The organism is Ramlibacter sp. Leaf400, assembly GCF_001424545.1.
GTDB lineage: Bacteria > Pseudomonadota > Gammaproteobacteria > Burkholderiales > Burkholderiaceae_C > Ramlibacter.
The window spans coordinates 52,895-69,377 of sequence record NZ_LMQL01000008.1; the positions used below are offsets into that span (position 1 = coordinate 52,895).

A 16,483-nucleotide genomic window follows, 5' to 3' on the forward strand; every position below is an offset into this window, starting at 1 on the left:
AGGGGCCGCTTGCTTCGGAAACGCGCGCATTCGAGCGCGGTGTGTCAGGTCAGTTCAGACGCCAGCCGCTCACGCGCTGCGTGTAGTGGGACCAGTCGGTGCCGCGCATGCGCGGGTGGGTCGCGGCGCCCGGGCGTTCCAGGTTGGCGTGTTCCACGCGATCGCCTTGCGGCTTGTCGCGCGGCGTGTCGGAAATCTTGTTGGGGCTCTTGGATTCGGTCAGCATGGGGGGCTTTCGGAGATGGGCGGCCATCAGCTGCCGCTGTCGTTACGCGGGGACTTCGCACCTTCCTGCTGGGCAGGGCGGCGCGCGTGCGGGCTCAGGAAAGGCCAGGCGTGGCCGGTGCGGCTGCGGCGCGGATCGTGTGCCGCGGCCTTGTCGGCGGCGGCCGGCCGCCAGCTGGTACGGCTCGCATTCGGGTCGTTCGCTAGCTGGATCATGGAAAACTGCTCCTGGGACTCCCCGGACGGTGGCACCGCCCGAGTGGACAGGTCCAATGTAGGGGCCGGACCTCATCGGATATGTCGGACAGGTCGGCCCTGCTTTGTAGGACTCCTCCTGCGGCCGAGCCATTCCCTGCGCTGTCACGGACCGTGCGCGGCCACCCGCAAAATCCCCGAATGCCCCCCAGCTCCCGCGCCTGCGAGACCCAGCCCCGCCGCCTGCCCAAGAGTCAGCGCGTACTTCTGCTGGTCGACTTCATCACCGCCCTCGACTTCCCCGGCGCCGAGCAGCTGGCGGCTCCGGCGCTGGCGGCGGCACGCGCCACGGCCGGGCTGAAGAAGCGGCTGGGTGCGCAGGGCGTGCCCACCATCTACGCCAACGACAACTTCGGCGTCTGGCAGTCGGACTTCCGCCGGCTGGTTTCGCGTTGCCTGGATCTGCCCGGCGAAGCCGGCGAGATCGCCCGCGTGCTGCAACCCCAGGAGGACGACCTGACCGTGCTCAAGCCGCGCCACTCGGCCTTCTACGCGTCGCCGCTGGAGCTGCTGCTGGATGAGATGGAAGCCCGCGAGCTGGTGATCTGCGGCCTGGCCGCCGACATGTGCGTGCAGCTGAGCGCGGCCGATGCTTTCCTGCGCGAGTACCGCGTCTGGGTGCCGTCGGACTGCACGGCGTCGGAGACGGAGAAGGCCAAGGCCGCCGCGCTGGAGTACATGGGCTCGGTGCTCAAGTGCGACGTGCGGCCGTCCACGGACCCGGCACCGTCTCCCGACCGGCCCGCGCCCTGAGCCGCGGGCGGCGCTGCTCTACCATGCGCCGCGAGGAAAGCGGCGATGGGACTCGAGACGATGATGCAGACGGGAGAAGCGCCCACCCGGCCGGGCGCGGCGCTGGTGCTGATGGGCGGCGGCGCGCGCACCGCCTACCAGGTCGGCGTGCTGCAGGCGCTGGCGTCCATGCTGCGGCTTCAGGCCGGCCCGGCGGGCGCCTTTCCTTTCCAGGTGCTGGTGGGCACGTCGGCCGGAGCGCTCAACGCGGCCTACCTGGCCAGCGCCGCGAGCGAGGGGCTGCAGGCCTTCGACAAGCTGTCCGCGTTCTGGGCGCGGCTGCGCTGCGAAGACGTTTACGACCTGCAGCTGCCGATCTGGGTGCGCTTCAGCCGGCTGGTGGCGGCGGTGCGGCTGTGGGGCCAGGCGCGCCGGGCCGGCGCCATCCTGGACACCATGCCGCTGGTGGACACGCTGCACCGGGCGGTCTCGCTGGAAGGAATCGAGCAGGCGCTGGCCTGCGGCGCGATCGACACCCTGGCCGTGACCGCCTCCAGCTACACCAGCGGGGTGCACTGGACCTTCTGCCACACGGCGCACGACCGCACCCACCTGTCCTGGAACCGGCCCGGCCGGCGCGCCGAATTCCAGCCGCTGACCATCGAGCACCTGATGGCCTCCAGCGCCATCCCGTTCCTGTTCCCCGCCACGCCGCTGTGGGTGGACGGCCGGCGCGAGTTCTTCGGCGACGGCTCGATGCGGCAGGTCTCGCCGCTGTCGCCCGCGATGCACCTGGGTGCGCAGCGCATCCTGGTGGTGGGCGCCGGCCAGCCCGAGCGGGCCGGCCTGGCCGGCCCGGCGGCGGCCGGCGCGCCCAACATGGGCGCGATCGCCGGCCACGCCATGGCCAGCGTGTTCCACGACACGCTGCAGGCCGACGTCGAACAGGCCCAGCGCGTCACGCGCGAGCTGCAGCAGCTGCCCCGCGAGGTGGCGGCCCTGCTGCCCTTCCGCGGCGTGGAGGTGCTGGCGGTGCAGCCCTCGCAGTCGCTCGACGCGATCGCGCAGGACCACGTGCACCTGCTGCCCGCGTCGGTGCGGCGCGCCCTTGGCGGGCTGGGCACGCGCAGGGGCGGAGGCGCCGTGGCCAGCTACCTGCTGTTCGAGCCCGCTTTCGTGCGCGCCCTGATGGCGCTGGGCGAGCAGGATGCGTATGCGCGCAAGGGCGAACTGCTCGCTTTCGTCGAGGGGCGCGCGGCATAATCGCGCCTTCCTCATTCCGGAGAGACCTCCTTGGAAGCGCACCCCAGTCGGTAGCTTCCAACGTCCGTGAGCGGCGTTGGAAGCCTGCACGCGACGCCGACCCCCCACCTCTCACGGAGTGAGCCCATGCTCAACATCTTCTCGCTCGCCAACGGGCGCCTTTTCCAGGAAGAGATCGAGTCGCTCGAGGAGCTGTCCCGGTTCCAGCCGATCTGGGTCGACCTGGAGTCGCCCACCCTCGAAGAGAAGCGCTGGGTCAAGCAGTACTACGGCCTGTCCATCCCCGAGGATGCGATGGACGAGGACATCGAGGAGTCGGCCCGCTTCTACGAAGAGGACAACGGCGAGCTGCACATCCGCAGCGACTTCCTGATCGCCGACGACGAGCAACCCAGCTCGGTCCGCGTGGCCTTCATCCTGAACCAGGCCAACGAGACGCTGCGCAGCAAGGGCGTGCTGTTCTCCATCCACGACGAGGACGTGCCCGTGTTCCGGCTGCTGCGCCTGCGCGCGCGCCGGGCGCCGGGGCTGATCGAGGATGCCAAGGACGTCCTGCTCAAGCTGTTCGACGCCGATGCCGAATACTCGGCCGACACGCTGGAAGGCATCTACGACGAGCTCGAGAAGGTGAGCAAGCAGGTGCTGGCCGGCGAGGTGACCGACGAGATGGCCGGCGAGGTGCTGGGCGACATCGCCCGCCAGGAAGACCTGAACGGCCGCATCCGCCGCAACGTGATGGACACCCGGCGCGCGGTGAGCTTCATGATGCGCAGCCGCATGCTGTCGGCCAGCCAGTTCGAGGAGTCGCGCCAGATCCTGCGCGACATCGAGTCGCTGGACAACCACACGGCCTTCCTGTTCGAGAAGATCAACTTCCTGATGGACGCCACCGTCGGCTTCATCAACATCAACCAGAACAAGATCATCAAGATCTTCTCGGTGGCCAGCGTGGCGCTGCTGCCGCCGACGCTGGTGGCCAGCCTCTATGGCATGAACTTCCAGTTCATGCCGGAGCTGCAGTGGCGTCTGGGCTACCCGTTCGCGCTGCTGCTGATGGCCGCCAGCGCGCTGGTGCCCATGTGGTACTTCCGAAAGCGCGGCTGGCTGCGCTGAAAAAGAAAAGAAATGCTCCGACTCCTGCCCACTCCCTTCCGCATCCACGCCGCGATTGCGGCTTGCCTGCTCCTCGCCTCGGGCCTGGCCCAGGCGGCCGGTGGCCACCATGGCGTCGACGATGCGGAACTGCTCGACGAAGGCCGCTGCAAGCTCGAGAGCTGGTACGAGCGCTCCTCCTCGTCCGGGCGCCTGCTGCACCTGGGCGCGGGATGCCGCGTCGGCGCCTTCGAGCTGGGCGCGGCCACCGAGCCGCAGCGCCAGGACGGATCGTCCACTTCGGACCACTCGCTCGCGATCAAGTGGGCGACCGAACTCGCGCCCGGCCTGAGCGCGGGCCTCTCGGCCAGCCCGTCGTGGCAAGCGCATGCTCGTCCCCGCTTCCAGGGCACGACCGCCGCGGCGCTGCTGACCTGGGAGGCGGTGGAGAACGTGCGCCTGCACGGCAATCTCGGTCGCGACTTCGTGCACCGCGGCGCCGACGAGTCGCGCGGGGGCGTGGCCATCGACTGGACGCCCGGCGGCGGTGCGTGGCAGCTGGCGGCCGAACGCTACCGCCAGGAAGGCGGGCATTTCGCGCGTGCCGGACTGCGCTGGACGCCGACCAGGGACTGGATCGTGGACCTCAGCCGCGCCGTGCGCATCCGCGGCGCCGGCGAGTCGTCCTGGACGATCGGCCTGACGCGCGAATTCGACCGCTGACCGCTCAGGCCAGCAGCGCCTGCACGATGGCGGCGCTGTGGCGGCTGGCCACCTCGCGCACGAAGCGGGTGAAATCGACGGCGGCGCCGTCGTCGGCCCGGTCCGAGATCGTCCGTACGGCCGCGAAGGGGATGCCGAAGTCGTGGCACACCTGGGCCACCGCCGCACCTTCCATCTCCACCGCCAGCGCGTCGGGCAGGGCCGCCTGCAGCGCGCGGCATTCGGCGTCCGTCGATACGAAGCGGTCGCCGCTGACCACCAGGCCGCGGTGCAGCCGCTGTTGCGGGAGCGCCTTCCTCACCGCCGCGGCCAGGCGTTCGGTCAGGGCCGCATCGGTGCGAAAGCGACTGGTGCCGTACAGCGGCACCTCGTAGCGCGGAAAGATCGGCGAGGCGTCCAGGTCGTGCTGCAGGAACGAATCCGCCACCACCACATCGCCCACCGCCACGCCGGGGCCGAGCCCGCCGGCCACGCCGGTGAAGACGATCCCGGACACGCCGAAGCGCTCGATGAGCACCGCGGCCGTGGTGGCCGCGGCCACCTTGCCGATGCGCGAGAGCACCGCCACCACTTCGCGGCCGTGCAGGTGGCCGACCCAGAACTCGCGGCCGGCCACGCTCTGGCGGGCCTCGTCGGGCATCAGCGCGAGCACGGCGGCCAGCTCCTCGTGCATGGCGGAGACGATGGCGGTGGGCATGGGCCGATTGTGCGCGGCCCCAGGAAAAAAGCCGGGCGGTGCCCGGCTTTCCTGGATTCCCGCCTGCGCGGGAATGACGGGGGGCGCGACTACTTCTTGTCCCGCAGCTCCCGCCGCAGGATCTTGCCCACCGGGGTCTTGGGCAGGTCGGTGCGGAACTCCACCACCTTGGGCTGCTTGTAGCCGGTGAGGTTGGTGCGGCAGTACTCGCGCACCTTCTCCTCGGTGAGCGCCGGGTCCTTCTTCACCACGACCAGCTTCACCGCCTCGCCGGTCTTCTCGTCGTTGACGCCGACCACGGCGCATTCGAGCACGCCCTCGAGCCTGGCCACCACGTCCTCGACCTCGTTCGGGTACACGTTGAAGCCGGAGACCAGCACCATGTCCTTCTTGCGGTCGACGATCTTGAAGTAGCCTCGCTCGTCCATGATGCCGACGTCGCCGCTCTTGAAGAAGCCGTCGGCCGTCATGACCTTGGCGGTCTCGTCCGGGCGCTGCCAGTAGCCCGCCATCACCTGCGGGCCCTTGATGGCGATCTCGCCCGGCTGGCCCACGGGCACTTCCTTGCCGTCGTCGTCGATGCACTTCATCAGCGTCGAGGGCAGCGGCACGCCGATGGTGCCGGTGTACTCGGTGCTGGTCACCGGGTTGCAGCTGGCCGAAGGCGAGGTTTCCGACAGGCCGTAGCCCTCGCAGATCGGGCAGCCGGTCTTCTGCAGCCACTTCTGCGCCACCGCGCCCTGCACCGCCATGCCGCCGCCGACCGAGACCTTCAGGTTCTTCCAGTTGACCTTGTCGAAGTCGGGATGGTTGGCCAGGCCGTTGAACAGCGTGTTGACCGCCGGGAAGCTGTGGAACGTGTGCTTGGACAGCTCCTTGAGCACCGCCGGCAGGTCACGCGGATTGGGGATCAGGATCAGCCGCCCGCCCGTGCGCATGCTCAGCATCATGCCCACCGTGAACGCGAAGATGTGGTACAGCGGCAGCGCGCACACGCCGGTGGGCTGCTCGCCGGCCGGCACCTTGGCCATCACCGGCTGGTTCCAGGTCTCGGACTGCAGCACGTTGGCGATGACGTTGCGATGCAGGAGCACCGCGCCCTTGGACACGCCCGTGGTGCCGCCGGTGTACTGCAGCACCGCGACGTCGTCGGAGCGGATGTCCACCGGCTTGAGCGTGGCGCGCGTGCCGCGGGCCAGGGCGTCGTTGAAGCGAACCGCGCCCGGGAGGGTGTAGGCGGGCACCATCTTCTTGACGCTGCGCACCACGTAGTTGACCAGCGCGCCCTTGGCCAGGCCCAGCATGTCGCCCATCGCCGCCAGCACCACGTGCTTGACCGGCGTGGCCGCGATGCACTGCTGCAGCGTGTTGGCGAAGTTCTCGATGATGACGATGGCCTTGGAGCCCGAGTCCTTGAGCTGGTGCTCCAGCTCGCGCGGCGTATACAACGGGTTGACGTTCACCACCACGAAGCCGGCGCGCAGGATGGCGGCCACCGCCACCGGGTACTGCGGCACGTTGGGCATCATGATCGCCACGCGGTCGCCCTTGGCCAGTCCCAGGCTCTGGAGGTACGCCGCCAGCGCCTTGCTCAGGGAATCGGTCTGCCCGAAGGTGACGTCCTTGCCCATGAAGCTGTAGGCCGTGCGGTCCGCGAACTTGCGGAAGCTCTCCTCCATCAACTGCACCAGCGACTGGTACTGCGACGCATCGACTTCGGCCGGCACGCCCTGCGGGTAGGCGCTCAGCCAGGGGCGTTGGTGGGCGGGCGGCGGACTCATGTCCATGGTGTCTCCTCGTTGTGGCTGTCCCGGCGGACGCGGCATTGTGCGCTCAGCCACGGGCGGGCGGCGCCGTGTTTTTCCCTGACGCGGATTGGGGTGGACGCTCTAGCGGCGCCCCTGGCCGCACGGGACTTACTCGATGGCCTTGGCCATGTCCTCGACCACCTTCTTGGCGTCGCCGAAGACCATCATGGTCTTGTCCATGTAGAACAGCTCGTTGTCCAGGCCGGCGTAGCCGGCCGCCATGGAGCGCTTGTTCACGATCACCGTCTTGGCCTTGTAGGCCTCCAGGATCGGCATGCCGTAGATCGGCGTGCCCTTCTGCAGGGCGGCCGGGTTCACCACGTCGTTGGCGCCCAGGATGATGGCCACGTCGGCCTGGCCGAACTCGCCGTTGATGTCCTCCATCTCGAACACCTGGTCGTAGGGCACTTCGGCCTCGGCCAGCAGCACGTTCATGTGGCCCGGCATGCGGCCGGCCACCGGATGGATGGCGTACTTGACGGTGATGCCCTTGTGCGTGAGCTTCTCGGCCATCTCCTTGACGGCGTGCTGCGCCCGCGCGACCGCCAGGCCGTAGCCCGGGACGATGACCACCGTTTCGGCGTTCGACAGCACGAAGGCCGCGTCGTCGGCGCTGCCGCTCTTGACCGTGCGCTGCACCCCGCCGGTCGCCGCCGCCTGCCCCGCCTCGCCGCCGAAGCCGCCCAGGATCACGTTGAAGAACGAGCGGTTCATCGCCTTGCACATGATGTAGCTCAGGATCGCGCCCGAGCTGCCCACCAGCGAGCCGGCGATGATCAGCATGCTGTTGTTCAGCGAGAAGCCGATGCCCGCGGCCGCCCAGCCCGAATACGAGTTGAGCATCGACACCACCACCGGCATGTCGGCGCCGCCGATCGGGATGATGATCAGCACGCCCATCACGAAGGACAGCGCCACCATCGCGAAGAAGGCCGGCCAGCTGCCGGTGAAGGTGAACACCAGGCCCAGCGCGATGGTGACCAGCCCCAGCACCAGGTTGAGCATGTGCTGCCCGGAGAACACCACGGGGGCGCCCTTGAACAGGCGGAACTTGTAGGTGCCCGAAAGCTTGCCGAAGGCGATGACCGAGCCGGAGAACGTGATCGCGCCGATCGCCGCGCCCAGGAACAGCTCGAGCCGGTTGCCGGCGGGGATGGGCGCGTCCTTGGGCAGGCCGCTGAGCAGGGCGGAAGGTTCCAGCACCGCGGCCACCGCGATGAACACCGCCGCCAGGCCGATCATGCTGTGGAAGAAGGCGACCAGCTCCGGCATCTTGGTCATCTCGACCGTCTTGGCCCGGTAGGCGCCGTAGCCGCCGCCCACCACCAGGCCGACCAGCACCCAGGCCAGGCCGCGTGCCGTGCCCGCCAGCTCGACGACCAGCGCCGCGGTGGTCACCATGGCGATGGCCATGCCGATCATCCCGAAGACGTTGCCGCGGATGGAGGTGGTCGGGTGGCTGAGGCCCTTGAGCGCCTGGATGAAGCAGACCGATGCCACCAGGTACAGCAGCGTGACGAGGTTCATGCTCATTTGGGGGCTCCCGGCTTCCTGTCCTTCTTCCTGAACATCTCCAGCATCCGCCGGGTCACCAGGAAGCCGCCGAAGATGTTGACCGCGGCCAGCGCCACGGCCAGCACGCCCATCGTCTTGCCCGCCAGGGTTTCGGTCTGCGCCGCCGCCAGCATGGCGCCGACGACCACGATGGCCGAGATCGCGTTGGTCACCGCCATCAGCGGCGTGTGCAGCGCCGGCGTGACGGTCCACACGACGTGGTAGCCGACGTAGATCGCCAGCACGAAGATGATGAGGTTGGTGATGGTGTGGCTGACTTCCATGATCAGGTCTTCCTCTTCACTTCGCCGTCCTTCGTCATCAGGCAGGCGGCCACGATGTCGTCTTCCAGGTCGATGTTCAGCTGGCCTTCCTTGGCCAGGATGAGCTTGAGGAAGTCCAGCACGTTGCGCGCGTAGAGCGCGGACGCGTCGGCCGCCACCAGCGCCGGCAGGTTCGTTTCGCCCACCAGGGTGACGCCGTGCCTGGACACGGTGCGCCCCGGCTCGGTGAGCGGGCAGTTGCCGCCCTGCGGCGCCGCCAGGTCGACGATCACCGAACCGGGCTTCATCGCCTTGACCATCTCCTCGGTGACCAGCACCGGCGCCGGACGGCCGGGGATCAACGCCGTGGTGACCACGATGTCGGCCTGGGCGACCCGTTTGGCGACTTCCGCCTTCTGCCGGTCCAGCCAGCTCTGCGGCATCGGCCGGGCGTAGCCGCCCACGCCTTCGGCCGCTTCCTTTTCTTCCTGGGTCTCGTAGGGCACGTCGATGAACTTGGCACCCAGCGACTCGACCTGTTCCTTCACCGAGGGCCGTACGTCCGAAGCCTCGATCACCGCGCCCAGCCGCTTGGCGGTGGCGATCGCCTGCAGGCCCGCCACGCCCACGCCGAGGATCACGACCCGCGCGGCCTTCACCGTGCCGGCCGCGGTCATCAGCATCGGGAAGAAGCGCTGGTACTTGTCGGCCGCGATCATCACGGCCTTGTAGCCGGCGATGTTGGCCTGCGAGGACAGCACGTCCATGCTCTGCGCGCGAGTCGTGCGCGGCGCCGCTTCCAGCGCGAAGCCGGTCAGCCCCGCCGTCGCCATGCGCTGCAGGCCGGCCGCATCGAAGGGATTGAGCATGCCCACCAGGGTCGTCCCCGGCCGCATCGCCGAAAACTCGTGCTCCTGCGGGGGCCGCACCTTGAGCACCAGGTCGCAGCCCAGGGCGCCGGCCTGGTCGGTGATCTCGGCGCCGGCCGCGACGTAGGCGTCGTCGGTGGCGCTGGCGGCCAGCCCGGCCGCGGAGGCCACGCGCACCGTGTGCCCCTGCGCCTTCAGTTTCTTGGCCGTCTCGGGGGTGACGGCGACGCGGGTCTCACCGGCCGTGGTCTCGGCGGGCACGCCAATCTGCATGGGCGGTCTCCTCGCTTTTTCGTGAGGTTGTAAGAGTTGCGTTGAGCTTACATGAACTGACGCTGGCCCATTGGAATCCAATGCGCGCGCCTCCATCTGTGAACGCCCCCCAACGCATCCGTCGTGCCCCTCTTCATCCTCTCCCTGCTCCTGCACGCCTTCATCGGCCTGCGCCTGCTCCCCGCCCTGCCCCTGGCCGCCGCCTTCGCACTGGGCGCCTGGCTGCTCACGTCGGCGGTCCTGGTGCCGGCCGGGCTGATGGCCCGCCGCATCGCCCGGCCGCCCCGCGCCGACCAGCTGGCCACGGCCGGCCTGTTCGCCCTGGGCCTGTTCTCGTCGCTGTTCGTGCTCACGCTCGGCCGCGACGTGCTGCTGTTCCTCGCCTTCCTGGCAGACGCCGGCGGGCCGGCGCTGCCGCACGCTTCGGCCCGCTGGGTGCCGCTGCTGGCGCTCGGCCTGAGCGCCATCGGCCTGCTGAACACCCGCCGCACCGCGCAGGTGAAGGAAGTGGACGTGCCGATCGCCGGGCTGCCGGCCGCGCTGCACGGTTTCACCATCGCCCAGATCAGCGACCTGCACGTCGGGCCGACCATCCGCGCTGCCTACATCCAGCGCATCGTCGACCGCGTCAACCGGCTCGAGGCCGACGCCGTGGCGATCACGGGCGACATCGTCGATGGCTCGGTGCCCGAACTGGGACCGCATGTCGCGCCGCTGGGCGGACTGCGGTCGCGGCACGGCAGCTTCTTCGTCACCGGCAACCACGAGTACTACTCGGGCGCCGGGCCCTGGCTGGCCGAGGTGCGGCGGCTGGGGATCCGGGTGCTGCTCAACGAGCACGTGGTCATCCGCCGCGAGGACGCCGCGCTGGTGCTGGCCGGCGTCACCGACTACGGGGCGCACCACTTCGATCCCTCGCACCAGAGCGATCCGGCCGCGGCGCTGGCCGGCGCGCCCGCCGATGCGGGCGCCCGCATCCTGCTGGCCCATCAGCCCCGCAGCGCGACGGCAGCCGAGAAGGCCGGGTTCGACCTGCAAATCTCCGGCCACACGCACGGCGGCCAGTTCTTCCCGTGGATCTTTTTCGTGCGCTTCCAGCAGCCTTTCACGGCCGGGCTGCACCGCCTGGGCCGGCTCTGGGTCTACGTCAGCCGCGGAACAGGTTACTGGGGCCCGCCCAAGCGCGTGGCCGCGCCGTCCGAGATCACACGGTTGAGGCTGGTGGCCGCGTAGGCGGGGATGGCGGCGGTCCTACAAGGACCCAAGGTGGCGTCCCACATGGATGAGTTTGGCCGCCACCAAAAACTGCCCGAATGCCACGCCCAGCATTCCTCTCCTCCCCCCTCACCGGTGCCCGCGCCAACGGCGTCTGCTACCTCGGCGCGGCGCGTGCTCGCCGCAAGTTCGAGCTTTACTACCCCGACGGCTTCCAGGACGAGACCTACCTGATCGCCGAGCGGGCCTACAAGGAGCGCGCCCACCTCGAGTGGCACGCCGAACTCGGTCCGGCCGAATTCCGCAAGCTGCTGGCGCGCGGCGAGTTCCGCCAGATCGCCGACGCCGCCATCCGCATCGAGTCGCGCACCAACCTGCTCTTCTCGTTCGAAAAGATGGCCTTGCGCGACGCGCTGCGCTCGCCCGCGGGGGCCCGGCTGTTCGCGCACGAGCTGTACGCCTTCCTCTACGGCCGCGGCTCGCCGCAGCGCAAGTTCGAGGACTGGGTGCAGGCCGTGGCCGACCTGCCGCAGCGGCAGGCGCGCGTGTTCACCTGGCCCGTGGTGACCGTGTTCGGCTTCATCGCGCGGCCCGACAAGCACCTGTTCCTCAAGCCGCGCGTGACGCGCAAGGCGGCGCGCGGCTACGGCTTCGATTTCGGCTACCAGCCCGAGCCCTCGTGGTCGGTCTACCAGGGCCTGCTCACGTTCGGCGCCATCATCCGGCGCGACCTCGACCGCCGCCCGGGCTTCAAGGCGCGCGACATGATCGACGTGCAGTCGTTCATCTGGGTGCAGGGCTCGGACGAGTACGACGCCTGAGGGCGCGGGGGGCGGCCCGTTCGGGTGCGCGGGCCCCACGGAGCTCGGCGGCTCCCCAATAATCGGCCGATGGACACGCGTTGGAAGCCGAGCGTCACCGTCGCCGCGATCATCGAACACGAGGGGCGCTTCCTGCTGGTGGAGGAAGAGACCAGCGAGGGCCTCAAGCTCAACAACCCTGCGGGCCACCTGGACCCCGGCGAATCGCCGGTGCAGGGCTGCGCGCGCGAGGCGCTGGAGGAGACCGCCCACCGCTTCGAGCCGACCGACCTCGTCGGCGTCTACTTGTCGCGGACGAAGCGGGCCTCCACTGGCGAGGAGTTCACCTACCTGCGCTTCGCCTTCTGCGGGCGCCTGGGTGAACGCGAGCCCGGCCGGGCGCTGGACACGGGCATCGTGCGAACCCTGTGGCTGACGCCGCAGGAGATCCGCGCCAGCCGCGAACGCCACCGCAGCCCGCTGCTGCTGCGCTGCATGGAGGACTACCTGGCCGGGGTGCGGCACCCGCTGTCGGCGATCACCACGGACGACAGCGTCTTCGGGGAGTTCTGAGGCGGCGCTCAGTCGGCCTTGATCTGGGCGCGCTTGACGATGTCGCTCCAGATCTTCTGCTCGCGGGCGATGAAGGTGGCGAACTCGCTGGCCGGCCCGCCGCCGCCCACCGCGGAGTCGGTGGCGAAGCGTTCGGTCACCGCGCTGGAGCGCAGGGCCTTGAACGACTCCTCCTGGATCCGCCTGACGACGTCGGCCGGCGTTCCGGCCGGCGCCAGGATGCCGTACCACTGCGAGGTCTCGAAGTCCTTGTAGCCCATCTCGTGCACCGTCGGCACCTCGGGCATGGCGGCGATGCGCTGCAGCGTGCCCACGGCGATCGGGCGCAGTTTGCCGGAGCGGATGTGCGCGCCCAGCGCCGGCATCCCGGCCGACGAAGCCTGGGTGCGGCCCGCCAGCAGGTCGGTGAGCTGCGGGCCGGTGCCGCGGTAGGGGATGTGGGTGATGAACATCCCCGTCACCAGCTTCAGGTACTCCATGGCCAGGTGGCCGGCGCTGGCGTTGCCGGCCGAGCCGTAGCTCAGGCGGCCCGGGTTCTTCTTCACGTAGGCGACGAACTCGCGGAAGTCCCTGGCCGGCACGTCCGGGTGAATCACGAACACGTTGGGCACCTTGGCCAGCAGCGTGACCGGAACGAAGTCGCGGTTCACGTCGTAGGGCTGGTTGGACAGCATGTACGGATTGACCGCCAGCGTGCCGACATGGCCGAGGATGATGGTGTGGCCGTCGGGCGCGGCCTTCTGCGCCTCCACCATCGCCACCACGCCGGCGCCGCCCGGCTTGTTCTCCACGAAGACGTTCTGGCCGAGCTGCTTGCTCAGTTCGGCCGCGACCGAGCGCGCCACGATCTCGGAGGTGCCGCCCGGTGCGAACGGCACCAGGAAGCGAACCGGCTTGCTCGGCCAGGAGGCCTGGGCACGCAGCCCGGGGGCGGCGATCGCGGCAGCGGCGCCGGCCACGAATGCGCGGCGCGTGAGGGAAAAAGTTTTCTTTTGCGGCATGGGGAGTCTCCAGCCGAAAAGCCTAAGCCGCGCTGCTCAGAATTGGTATCTGCGCAAACCCCCATCGACCGGGATCACGGCGCCGGTGATGTAGCCGGCGCGCGGCGAGGCCAGGAAGGTCACCAGGTCGGCGAGCTCGCCCGGCTCGCCGTAGCGGCCCACCGGGATCTCGTGCTCCGACTGCCACGCGCGGTACTCCGGCGTGTAGTTGCGCAGGATCTGCTCCGAGTGGATGCGCCCGGGTGGGATGCAGTTCACCGTGACGCCCTGCTTGCCGACCATGCGCGACAAACCCTTGGCCCAGCTGTGGATGCCGGCCTTGGCGCAGAAAGCGCCATTGATGTGCTCGGGCTCGCTCTTGCCGGTGATGTTGATGATGCGGCCCCAGCCGCGCGCGACCATGCCGTCGATCAGGGCGTCGGCCAGCTGGCGCGGGCGGTGGAAGTTCAGGGTCATCGCCTCCTGCCAGGCCTCTTCGCTGACGTGCAGGTCCTTGAAGCTGCGCGAGCCGCCGGCGTTGTTCACCAGGATGTCGACCTGGCCCAGCGCCTGCACCGCAGCCGCGGCCAGCTTGCGCGACGCGTCGTCCTCGTACAGGTCGCAGGCGAGGACCGCCGGCGCCGGCCCGCCGGCCGCGACGATCTCGCGCGCCAGCGCCTCCAGCTGGTCGGTGCGGCGGGCCGCGATGGCCACCCGCACACCCTCGGCGGCCAGCGCCGCCGCGATCGCGCGGCCGATGCCCGCGCTCGCGCCGGTCACCAGCGCGGTCTTGTCGGAGAGTCTCAGGTCCATGCTGCGAACGGCCCCGGTGGGCCCGGGCGCCATGGGGAGAAAGAGGGCCCGGGATAATCGCATACATGGGCAATGGCAAGCGAGTCGTCGTCGGCTTGAGCGGGGGCGTGGACTCCGCGGTCAGCGCCTGGCTGCTCAAGCGCCAGGGGTGGGACGTCGTCGGCATCTTCATGAAGAACTGGGAAGACGACGATGACGACGAGTACTGCTCGTCGCGGCAGGACTTCCTGGACGCGGCCGCCGTGGCCGACGTCATCGGCATCGAGCTGGAGCACGTCAACTTCGCCGCCGAGTACAAGGACCGCGTCTTCGCCGAGTTCCTGCGCGAGTACCAGGCCGGCCGCACGCCCAACCCGGACGTGCTGTGCAACGCCGAGATCAAGTTCAAGGCCTTCCTCGACCACGCGGTGCGGCTGGGCGCCGAGAAGATCGCGACGGGCCATTACGCGCGGGTGCGCGAGGCCGGCGGCCGCTTCGAGCTGCTCAAGGGCCTGGACGAGACCAAGGACCAGAGCTACTTCCTGCACCGGCTCACGCAGGGGCAGATGGCCAAGGCGCTGTTCCCGGTGGGCGAGCTGCGCAAGACCGAGGTGCGGCGCATCGCCGACGAGATCGGCCTGCCCAACGCCCGCAAGAAGGACTCGACCGGCATCTGCTTCATCGGCGAGCGGCCGTTCCGCGAGTTCCTCAACCGCTACATCGCCAAGGAGCCGGGGCCGGTCAAGGACGAGCGCGGCCGGGTGATCGGCCAGCACCAGGGCCTGTCGTTCTACACGCTGGGCCAGCGGCAGGGGCTGGGCATCGGCGGCATCAAGGCGCGCGGGGCGCAAAAGGGCGGCGGCGAGCACGCGCCCTGGTTCGTGGCGCGCAAGGACGTGGAGAAGAACACGCTGTGGGTCGTGCAGGGGCACGACCACCCCTGGTTGCAGTCGCTGGCGCTGCAGGCCGACGACGCGAGCTGGATCGCGGGCGAGGCGCCGGCGCCGGGCGAGTACGGGTCCAAGACGCGCTACCGGCAGGCGGACGCGCCCTGTCGGCTGGCCGCCGGCGCCAACGGCGCTTTCGAGCTGGCCTTCCCCCAGCCCCAGTGGGCGGTGACGCCGGGGCAATCGGCCGTGCTGTACGACGGCGAGGTGTGCCTGGGTGGTGGGGTGATCGCGGCGGCCGCCTGAGGCAAGATTGCCCTCCCGCTCTTGCTCCAGCAAGCCGGTCGCCGTACAATTGCCACAGACACCCAACAGGAGCAGCAAATGGCTGAGGCAGCGCTTTCCGCCGACCGGGCAACCGCTGGCGCGGTCCTGACCAAGGCCGCCCTGCGCGCGGCGCAGCTCCTGGGCCTGACCCACGCCGCCCTGGCGCGCACGGTCGGCGTGAGCGAATCCCATATCTCCCGCATGGCCGCCGGCCAGCGCCAGCTGGAGATCGGCACCAAGCCGGCCGAGCTGGCCACCCTGCTGGTGCGGGTGTACCGCTCGCTCGATGCCCTGGTGGGCAACAGCGACCGGCACCGCCACCTCTGGATGGACAGCTACAACCAGGCCTTCAACGAGGCGCCGAGGGACACCATCCAGAAGGTCGAAGGCCTGGTGCGGGTGGTCCGCTACCTGGACGGGGCCCGCGCGGTCATCTGATGCCCTGGGACGAGGGCTGGCTCGCCTCGGTCCGCGGCGAGCGCCGGGACCTGTGGCGCGGCGTCGAGGCCCAGCACCGCGTCGCCACCATGCGGCTGGCCGACACCCTGCGCGAGCAGGAGCTGCTGGAGGAACTGCTGGAGACCAGCAAGCCCGCCCTGCCGCGCATTCCCCCCGGCACGCACTACCTGCTGTTCACGCCCTTCCGCTACGTCGCCGAGTGGCCCTCGCGCTTCCGGCGGCCGCAGGACCCCGGCGCCTGGTACGGCGCCGACGAGTGCCTGACGGTGGCCGCCGAGATCGCGCACTGGCGCTGGAAGTTCTTCATGGATTCGGATGGGCTGCGCGGCGAGCAGCTGGTGACCGAGCACACCTTCTTCCAGGCACGGTTCGCCGGCTCCGAACTGGACCTCACGCAGGCGCCCTGGAACGAGCACCGAGCCCGGTGGCGCCACGGCGAGGACTACTCGCACTGCCACGCGCTGGCTTCGCGGGTGCGCGGCCTGCAGGCGCCGCTGCAATCCATCCGCTACGAATCGGCGCGCCGGGAAGGCGGCCTGTGCCAGGTGGTTTTCGACCCCGCCGCCCTCAGCCTGCCCCATCCGCATTTCCAGCAGACCTGGATCTGCAAGACGACCCGGGAGCTGGTGCTGCTCTCGCATGACCGCGAGAGCGTCGAGTTCAGGATGCCGGCCTGAGCGGCAGGCCGGCGACGCC

General features: G+C 69.8%; 19 protein-coding genes. 10 read left to right on the top strand and 9 right to left on the bottom strand.

The features are described from left to right. Positions 1-49 precede the first annotated feature (49 nt). Complete coding sequence (locus ASG30_RS22450; protein ID WP_156385445.1) at positions 50-226, bottom strand: hypothetical protein; 177 nt, start codon at positions 224-226, stop codon at positions 50-52. A 26-nt stretch (positions 227-252) separates the two neighbouring features. Then, a complete protein-coding gene (locus ASG30_RS06445) occupies positions 253-441 on the bottom strand; it encodes a hypothetical protein (protein ID WP_055894165.1) in 189 nt (62 codons plus the stop codon). 180 nt (positions 442-621) lie between these two features. Here ASG30_RS06445 and ASG30_RS06450 point away from each other — a divergent pair, with 180 nt between their 5' ends. The 4 genes from ASG30_RS06450 to ASG30_RS06465 all read left to right on the top strand — a co-directional run bounded on the left by ASG30_RS06450 (position 622) and on the right by ASG30_RS06465 (position 4,290). Continuing rightward, the gene (locus ASG30_RS06450; RefSeq protein ID WP_055894166.1) at positions 622-1,233 is read left to right on the top strand and encodes a cysteine hydrolase family protein; all 612 of its coding nucleotides are present in this window, start codon (positions 622-624) and stop codon (positions 1,231-1,233) included. Positions 1,234-1,278: 45 nt separating this feature from the next. Then, positions 1,279-2,475 carry a patatin-like phospholipase family protein gene (locus ASG30_RS06455; protein ID WP_055894168.1) on the top strand — a complete coding sequence of 399 codons (1,197 nt, stop codon included), beginning with the start codon at positions 1,279-1,281 and terminating at the stop codon, positions 2,473-2,475. A 126-nt stretch (positions 2,476-2,601) separates the two neighbouring features. Next, the gene (corA, locus tag ASG30_RS06460; protein WP_055894170.1) at positions 2,602-3,588 is read left to right on the top strand and encodes a magnesium/cobalt transporter CorA; all 987 of its coding nucleotides are present in this window, start codon (positions 2,602-2,604) and stop codon (positions 3,586-3,588) included. Between the two features lie 12 nt (positions 3,589-3,600). Continuing rightward, positions 3,601-4,290, top strand: a complete 690-nt coding sequence (locus tag ASG30_RS06465) for a hypothetical protein (RefSeq protein WP_055894171.1) — start codon at positions 3,601-3,603, stop codon at positions 4,288-4,290. Positions 4,291-4,294: 4 nt separating this feature from the next. On the opposite strand, the gene ASG30_RS06470 is transcribed toward ASG30_RS06465, so the two are convergent. The 5 genes from ASG30_RS06470 to ASG30_RS06490 form a co-directional block, all read right to left on the bottom strand. Next, entirely contained in the window at positions 4,295-4,987 is a 693-nt protein-coding gene (locus ASG30_RS06470) for a 5'-methylthioadenosine/adenosylhomocysteine nucleosidase (protein WP_055894173.1), read from the bottom strand. Positions 4,988-5,076: 89 nt separating this feature from the next. After that, positions 5,077-6,768 carry a long-chain-fatty-acid--CoA ligase gene (locus tag ASG30_RS06475; RefSeq protein WP_055894788.1) on the bottom strand — a complete coding sequence of 564 codons (1,692 nt, stop codon included), beginning with the start codon at positions 6,766-6,768 and terminating at the stop codon, positions 5,077-5,079. Positions 6,769-6,903: 135 nt separating this feature from the next. Then, complete coding sequence (locus tag ASG30_RS06480) at positions 6,904-8,328, bottom strand: NAD(P)(+) transhydrogenase (Re/Si-specific) subunit beta (protein ID WP_055894175.1); 1,425 nt, start codon at positions 8,326-8,328, stop codon at positions 6,904-6,906. After that, on the bottom strand, positions 8,325-8,636 hold the full coding sequence (locus ASG30_RS06485) for an NAD(P) transhydrogenase subunit alpha (RefSeq protein ID WP_156385446.1): 312 nt from the start codon (positions 8,634-8,636) through the stop codon (positions 8,325-8,327). Before ASG30_RS06485 ends, ASG30_RS06480 begins: the two co-directional genes overlap by 4 nt. Beyond that, entirely contained in the window at positions 8,636-9,754 is a 1,119-nt protein-coding gene (locus ASG30_RS06490) for a Re/Si-specific NAD(P)(+) transhydrogenase subunit alpha (RefSeq protein ID WP_055894178.1), read from the bottom strand. The genes ASG30_RS06485 and ASG30_RS06490 overlap by 1 nt, the downstream gene beginning before the upstream one ends. Before the next feature lie 123 nt (positions 9,755-9,877). Here ASG30_RS06490 and ASG30_RS06495 point away from each other — a divergent pair, with 123 nt between their 5' ends. From ASG30_RS06495 to ASG30_RS06505, 3 genes are all read left to right on the top strand, one after another. Continuing rightward, positions 9,878-10,987 carry a metallophosphoesterase gene (locus ASG30_RS06495; RefSeq protein ID WP_055894180.1) on the top strand — a complete coding sequence of 370 codons (1,110 nt, stop codon included), beginning with the start codon at positions 9,878-9,880 and terminating at the stop codon, positions 10,985-10,987. 80 nt (positions 10,988-11,067) lie between these two features. Next, on the top strand, positions 11,068-11,790 hold the full coding sequence (locus tag ASG30_RS06500; protein ID WP_055894181.1) for a hypothetical protein: 723 nt from the start codon (positions 11,068-11,070) through the stop codon (positions 11,788-11,790). Between the two features lie 69 nt (positions 11,791-11,859). After that, positions 11,860-12,342 carry an NUDIX hydrolase gene (locus tag ASG30_RS06505; RefSeq protein WP_055894183.1) on the top strand — a complete coding sequence of 161 codons (483 nt, stop codon included), beginning with the start codon at positions 11,860-11,862 and terminating at the stop codon, positions 12,340-12,342. An 8-nt stretch (positions 12,343-12,350) separates the two neighbouring features. Here ASG30_RS06505 and ASG30_RS06510 read toward each other — a convergent pair whose 3' ends face one another. Together ASG30_RS06510 and ASG30_RS06515 are read right to left on the bottom strand one after the other, a co-directional pair. Then, positions 12,351-13,343, bottom strand: coding sequence for a Bug family tripartite tricarboxylate transporter substrate binding protein (locus ASG30_RS06510; protein WP_055894185.1), 993 nt, complete (start codon positions 13,341-13,343; stop codon positions 12,351-12,353). A gap of 36 nt (positions 13,344-13,379) precedes the next feature. After that, positions 13,380-14,135, bottom strand: coding sequence for an SDR family oxidoreductase (locus ASG30_RS06515; protein WP_055894186.1), 756 nt, complete (start codon positions 14,133-14,135; stop codon positions 13,380-13,382). Between the two features lie 65 nt (positions 14,136-14,200). Here ASG30_RS06515 and mnmA point away from each other — a divergent pair, with 65 nt between their 5' ends. The 3 genes from mnmA to ASG30_RS06530 all read left to right on the top strand — a co-directional run bounded on the left by mnmA (position 14,201) and on the right by ASG30_RS06530 (position 16,464). Beyond that, the gene (mnmA, locus tag ASG30_RS06520) at positions 14,201-15,307 is read left to right on the top strand and encodes a tRNA 2-thiouridine(34) synthase MnmA (protein WP_055894188.1); all 1,107 of its coding nucleotides are present in this window, start codon (positions 14,201-14,203) and stop codon (positions 15,305-15,307) included. Between the two features lie 78 nt (positions 15,308-15,385). Continuing rightward, on the top strand, positions 15,386-15,766 hold the full coding sequence (locus ASG30_RS06525) for an antitoxin Xre/MbcA/ParS toxin-binding domain-containing protein (protein ID WP_055894190.1): 381 nt from the start codon (positions 15,386-15,388) through the stop codon (positions 15,764-15,766). Then, a complete protein-coding gene (locus ASG30_RS06530) occupies positions 15,766-16,464 on the top strand; it encodes an RES family NAD+ phosphorylase (RefSeq protein ID WP_055894192.1) in 699 nt (232 codons plus the stop codon). The genes ASG30_RS06525 and ASG30_RS06530 overlap by 1 nt, the downstream gene beginning before the upstream one ends. The last annotated feature ends 19 nt before the right edge of the window (positions 16,465-16,483 follow it).

Coding starts and splice junctions, on each gene's coding strand:
- ASG30_RS22450 (WP_156385445.1), bottom strand. CDS start 226: ATGCTGACCGAATCCAAGAGCCCCAACAAGATTTCCGACACGCCGCGC.
- ASG30_RS06445 (WP_055894165.1), bottom strand. CDS start 441: ATGATCCAGCTAGCGAACGACCCGAATGCGAGCCGTACCAGCTGGCGG.
- ASG30_RS06450 (WP_055894166.1), top strand. CDS start 622: ATGCCCCCCAGCTCCCGCGCCTGCGAGACCCAGCCCCGCCGCCTGCCC.
- ASG30_RS06455 (WP_055894168.1), top strand. CDS start 1,279: ATGGGACTCGAGACGATGATGCAGACGGGAGAAGCGCCCACCCGGCCG.
- corA (WP_055894170.1), top strand. CDS start 2,602: ATGCTCAACATCTTCTCGCTCGCCAACGGGCGCCTTTTCCAGGAAGAG.
- ASG30_RS06465 (WP_055894171.1), top strand. CDS start 3,601: ATGCTCCGACTCCTGCCCACTCCCTTCCGCATCCACGCCGCGATTGCG.
- ASG30_RS06470 (WP_055894173.1), bottom strand. CDS start 4,987: ATGCCCACCGCCATCGTCTCCGCCATGCACGAGGAGCTGGCCGCCGTG.
- ASG30_RS06475 (WP_055894788.1), bottom strand. CDS start 6,768: ATGAGTCCGCCGCCCGCCCACCAACGCCCCTGGCTGAGCGCCTACCCG.
- ASG30_RS06480 (WP_055894175.1), bottom strand. CDS start 8,328: ATGAGCATGAACCTCGTCACGCTGCTGTACCTGGTGGCATCGGTCTGC.
- ASG30_RS06490 (WP_055894178.1), bottom strand. CDS start 9,754: ATGCAGATTGGCGTGCCCGCCGAGACCACGGCCGGTGAGACCCGCGTC.
- ASG30_RS06500 (WP_055894181.1), top strand. CDS start 11,068: ATGCCACGCCCAGCATTCCTCTCCTCCCCCCTCACCGGTGCCCGCGCC.
- ASG30_RS06505 (WP_055894183.1), top strand. CDS start 11,860: ATGGACACGCGTTGGAAGCCGAGCGTCACCGTCGCCGCGATCATCGAA.
- ASG30_RS06510 (WP_055894185.1), bottom strand. CDS start 13,343: ATGCCGCAAAAGAAAACTTTTTCCCTCACGCGCCGCGCATTCGTGGCC.
- ASG30_RS06515 (WP_055894186.1), bottom strand. CDS start 14,135: ATGGACCTGAGACTCTCCGACAAGACCGCGCTGGTGACCGGCGCGAGC.
- mnmA (WP_055894188.1), top strand. CDS start 14,201: ATGGGCAATGGCAAGCGAGTCGTCGTCGGCTTGAGCGGGGGCGTGGAC.
- ASG30_RS06525 (WP_055894190.1), top strand. CDS start 15,386: ATGGCTGAGGCAGCGCTTTCCGCCGACCGGGCAACCGCTGGCGCGGTC.
- ASG30_RS06530 (WP_055894192.1), top strand. CDS start 15,766: ATGCCCTGGGACGAGGGCTGGCTCGCCTCGGTCCGCGGCGAGCGCCGG.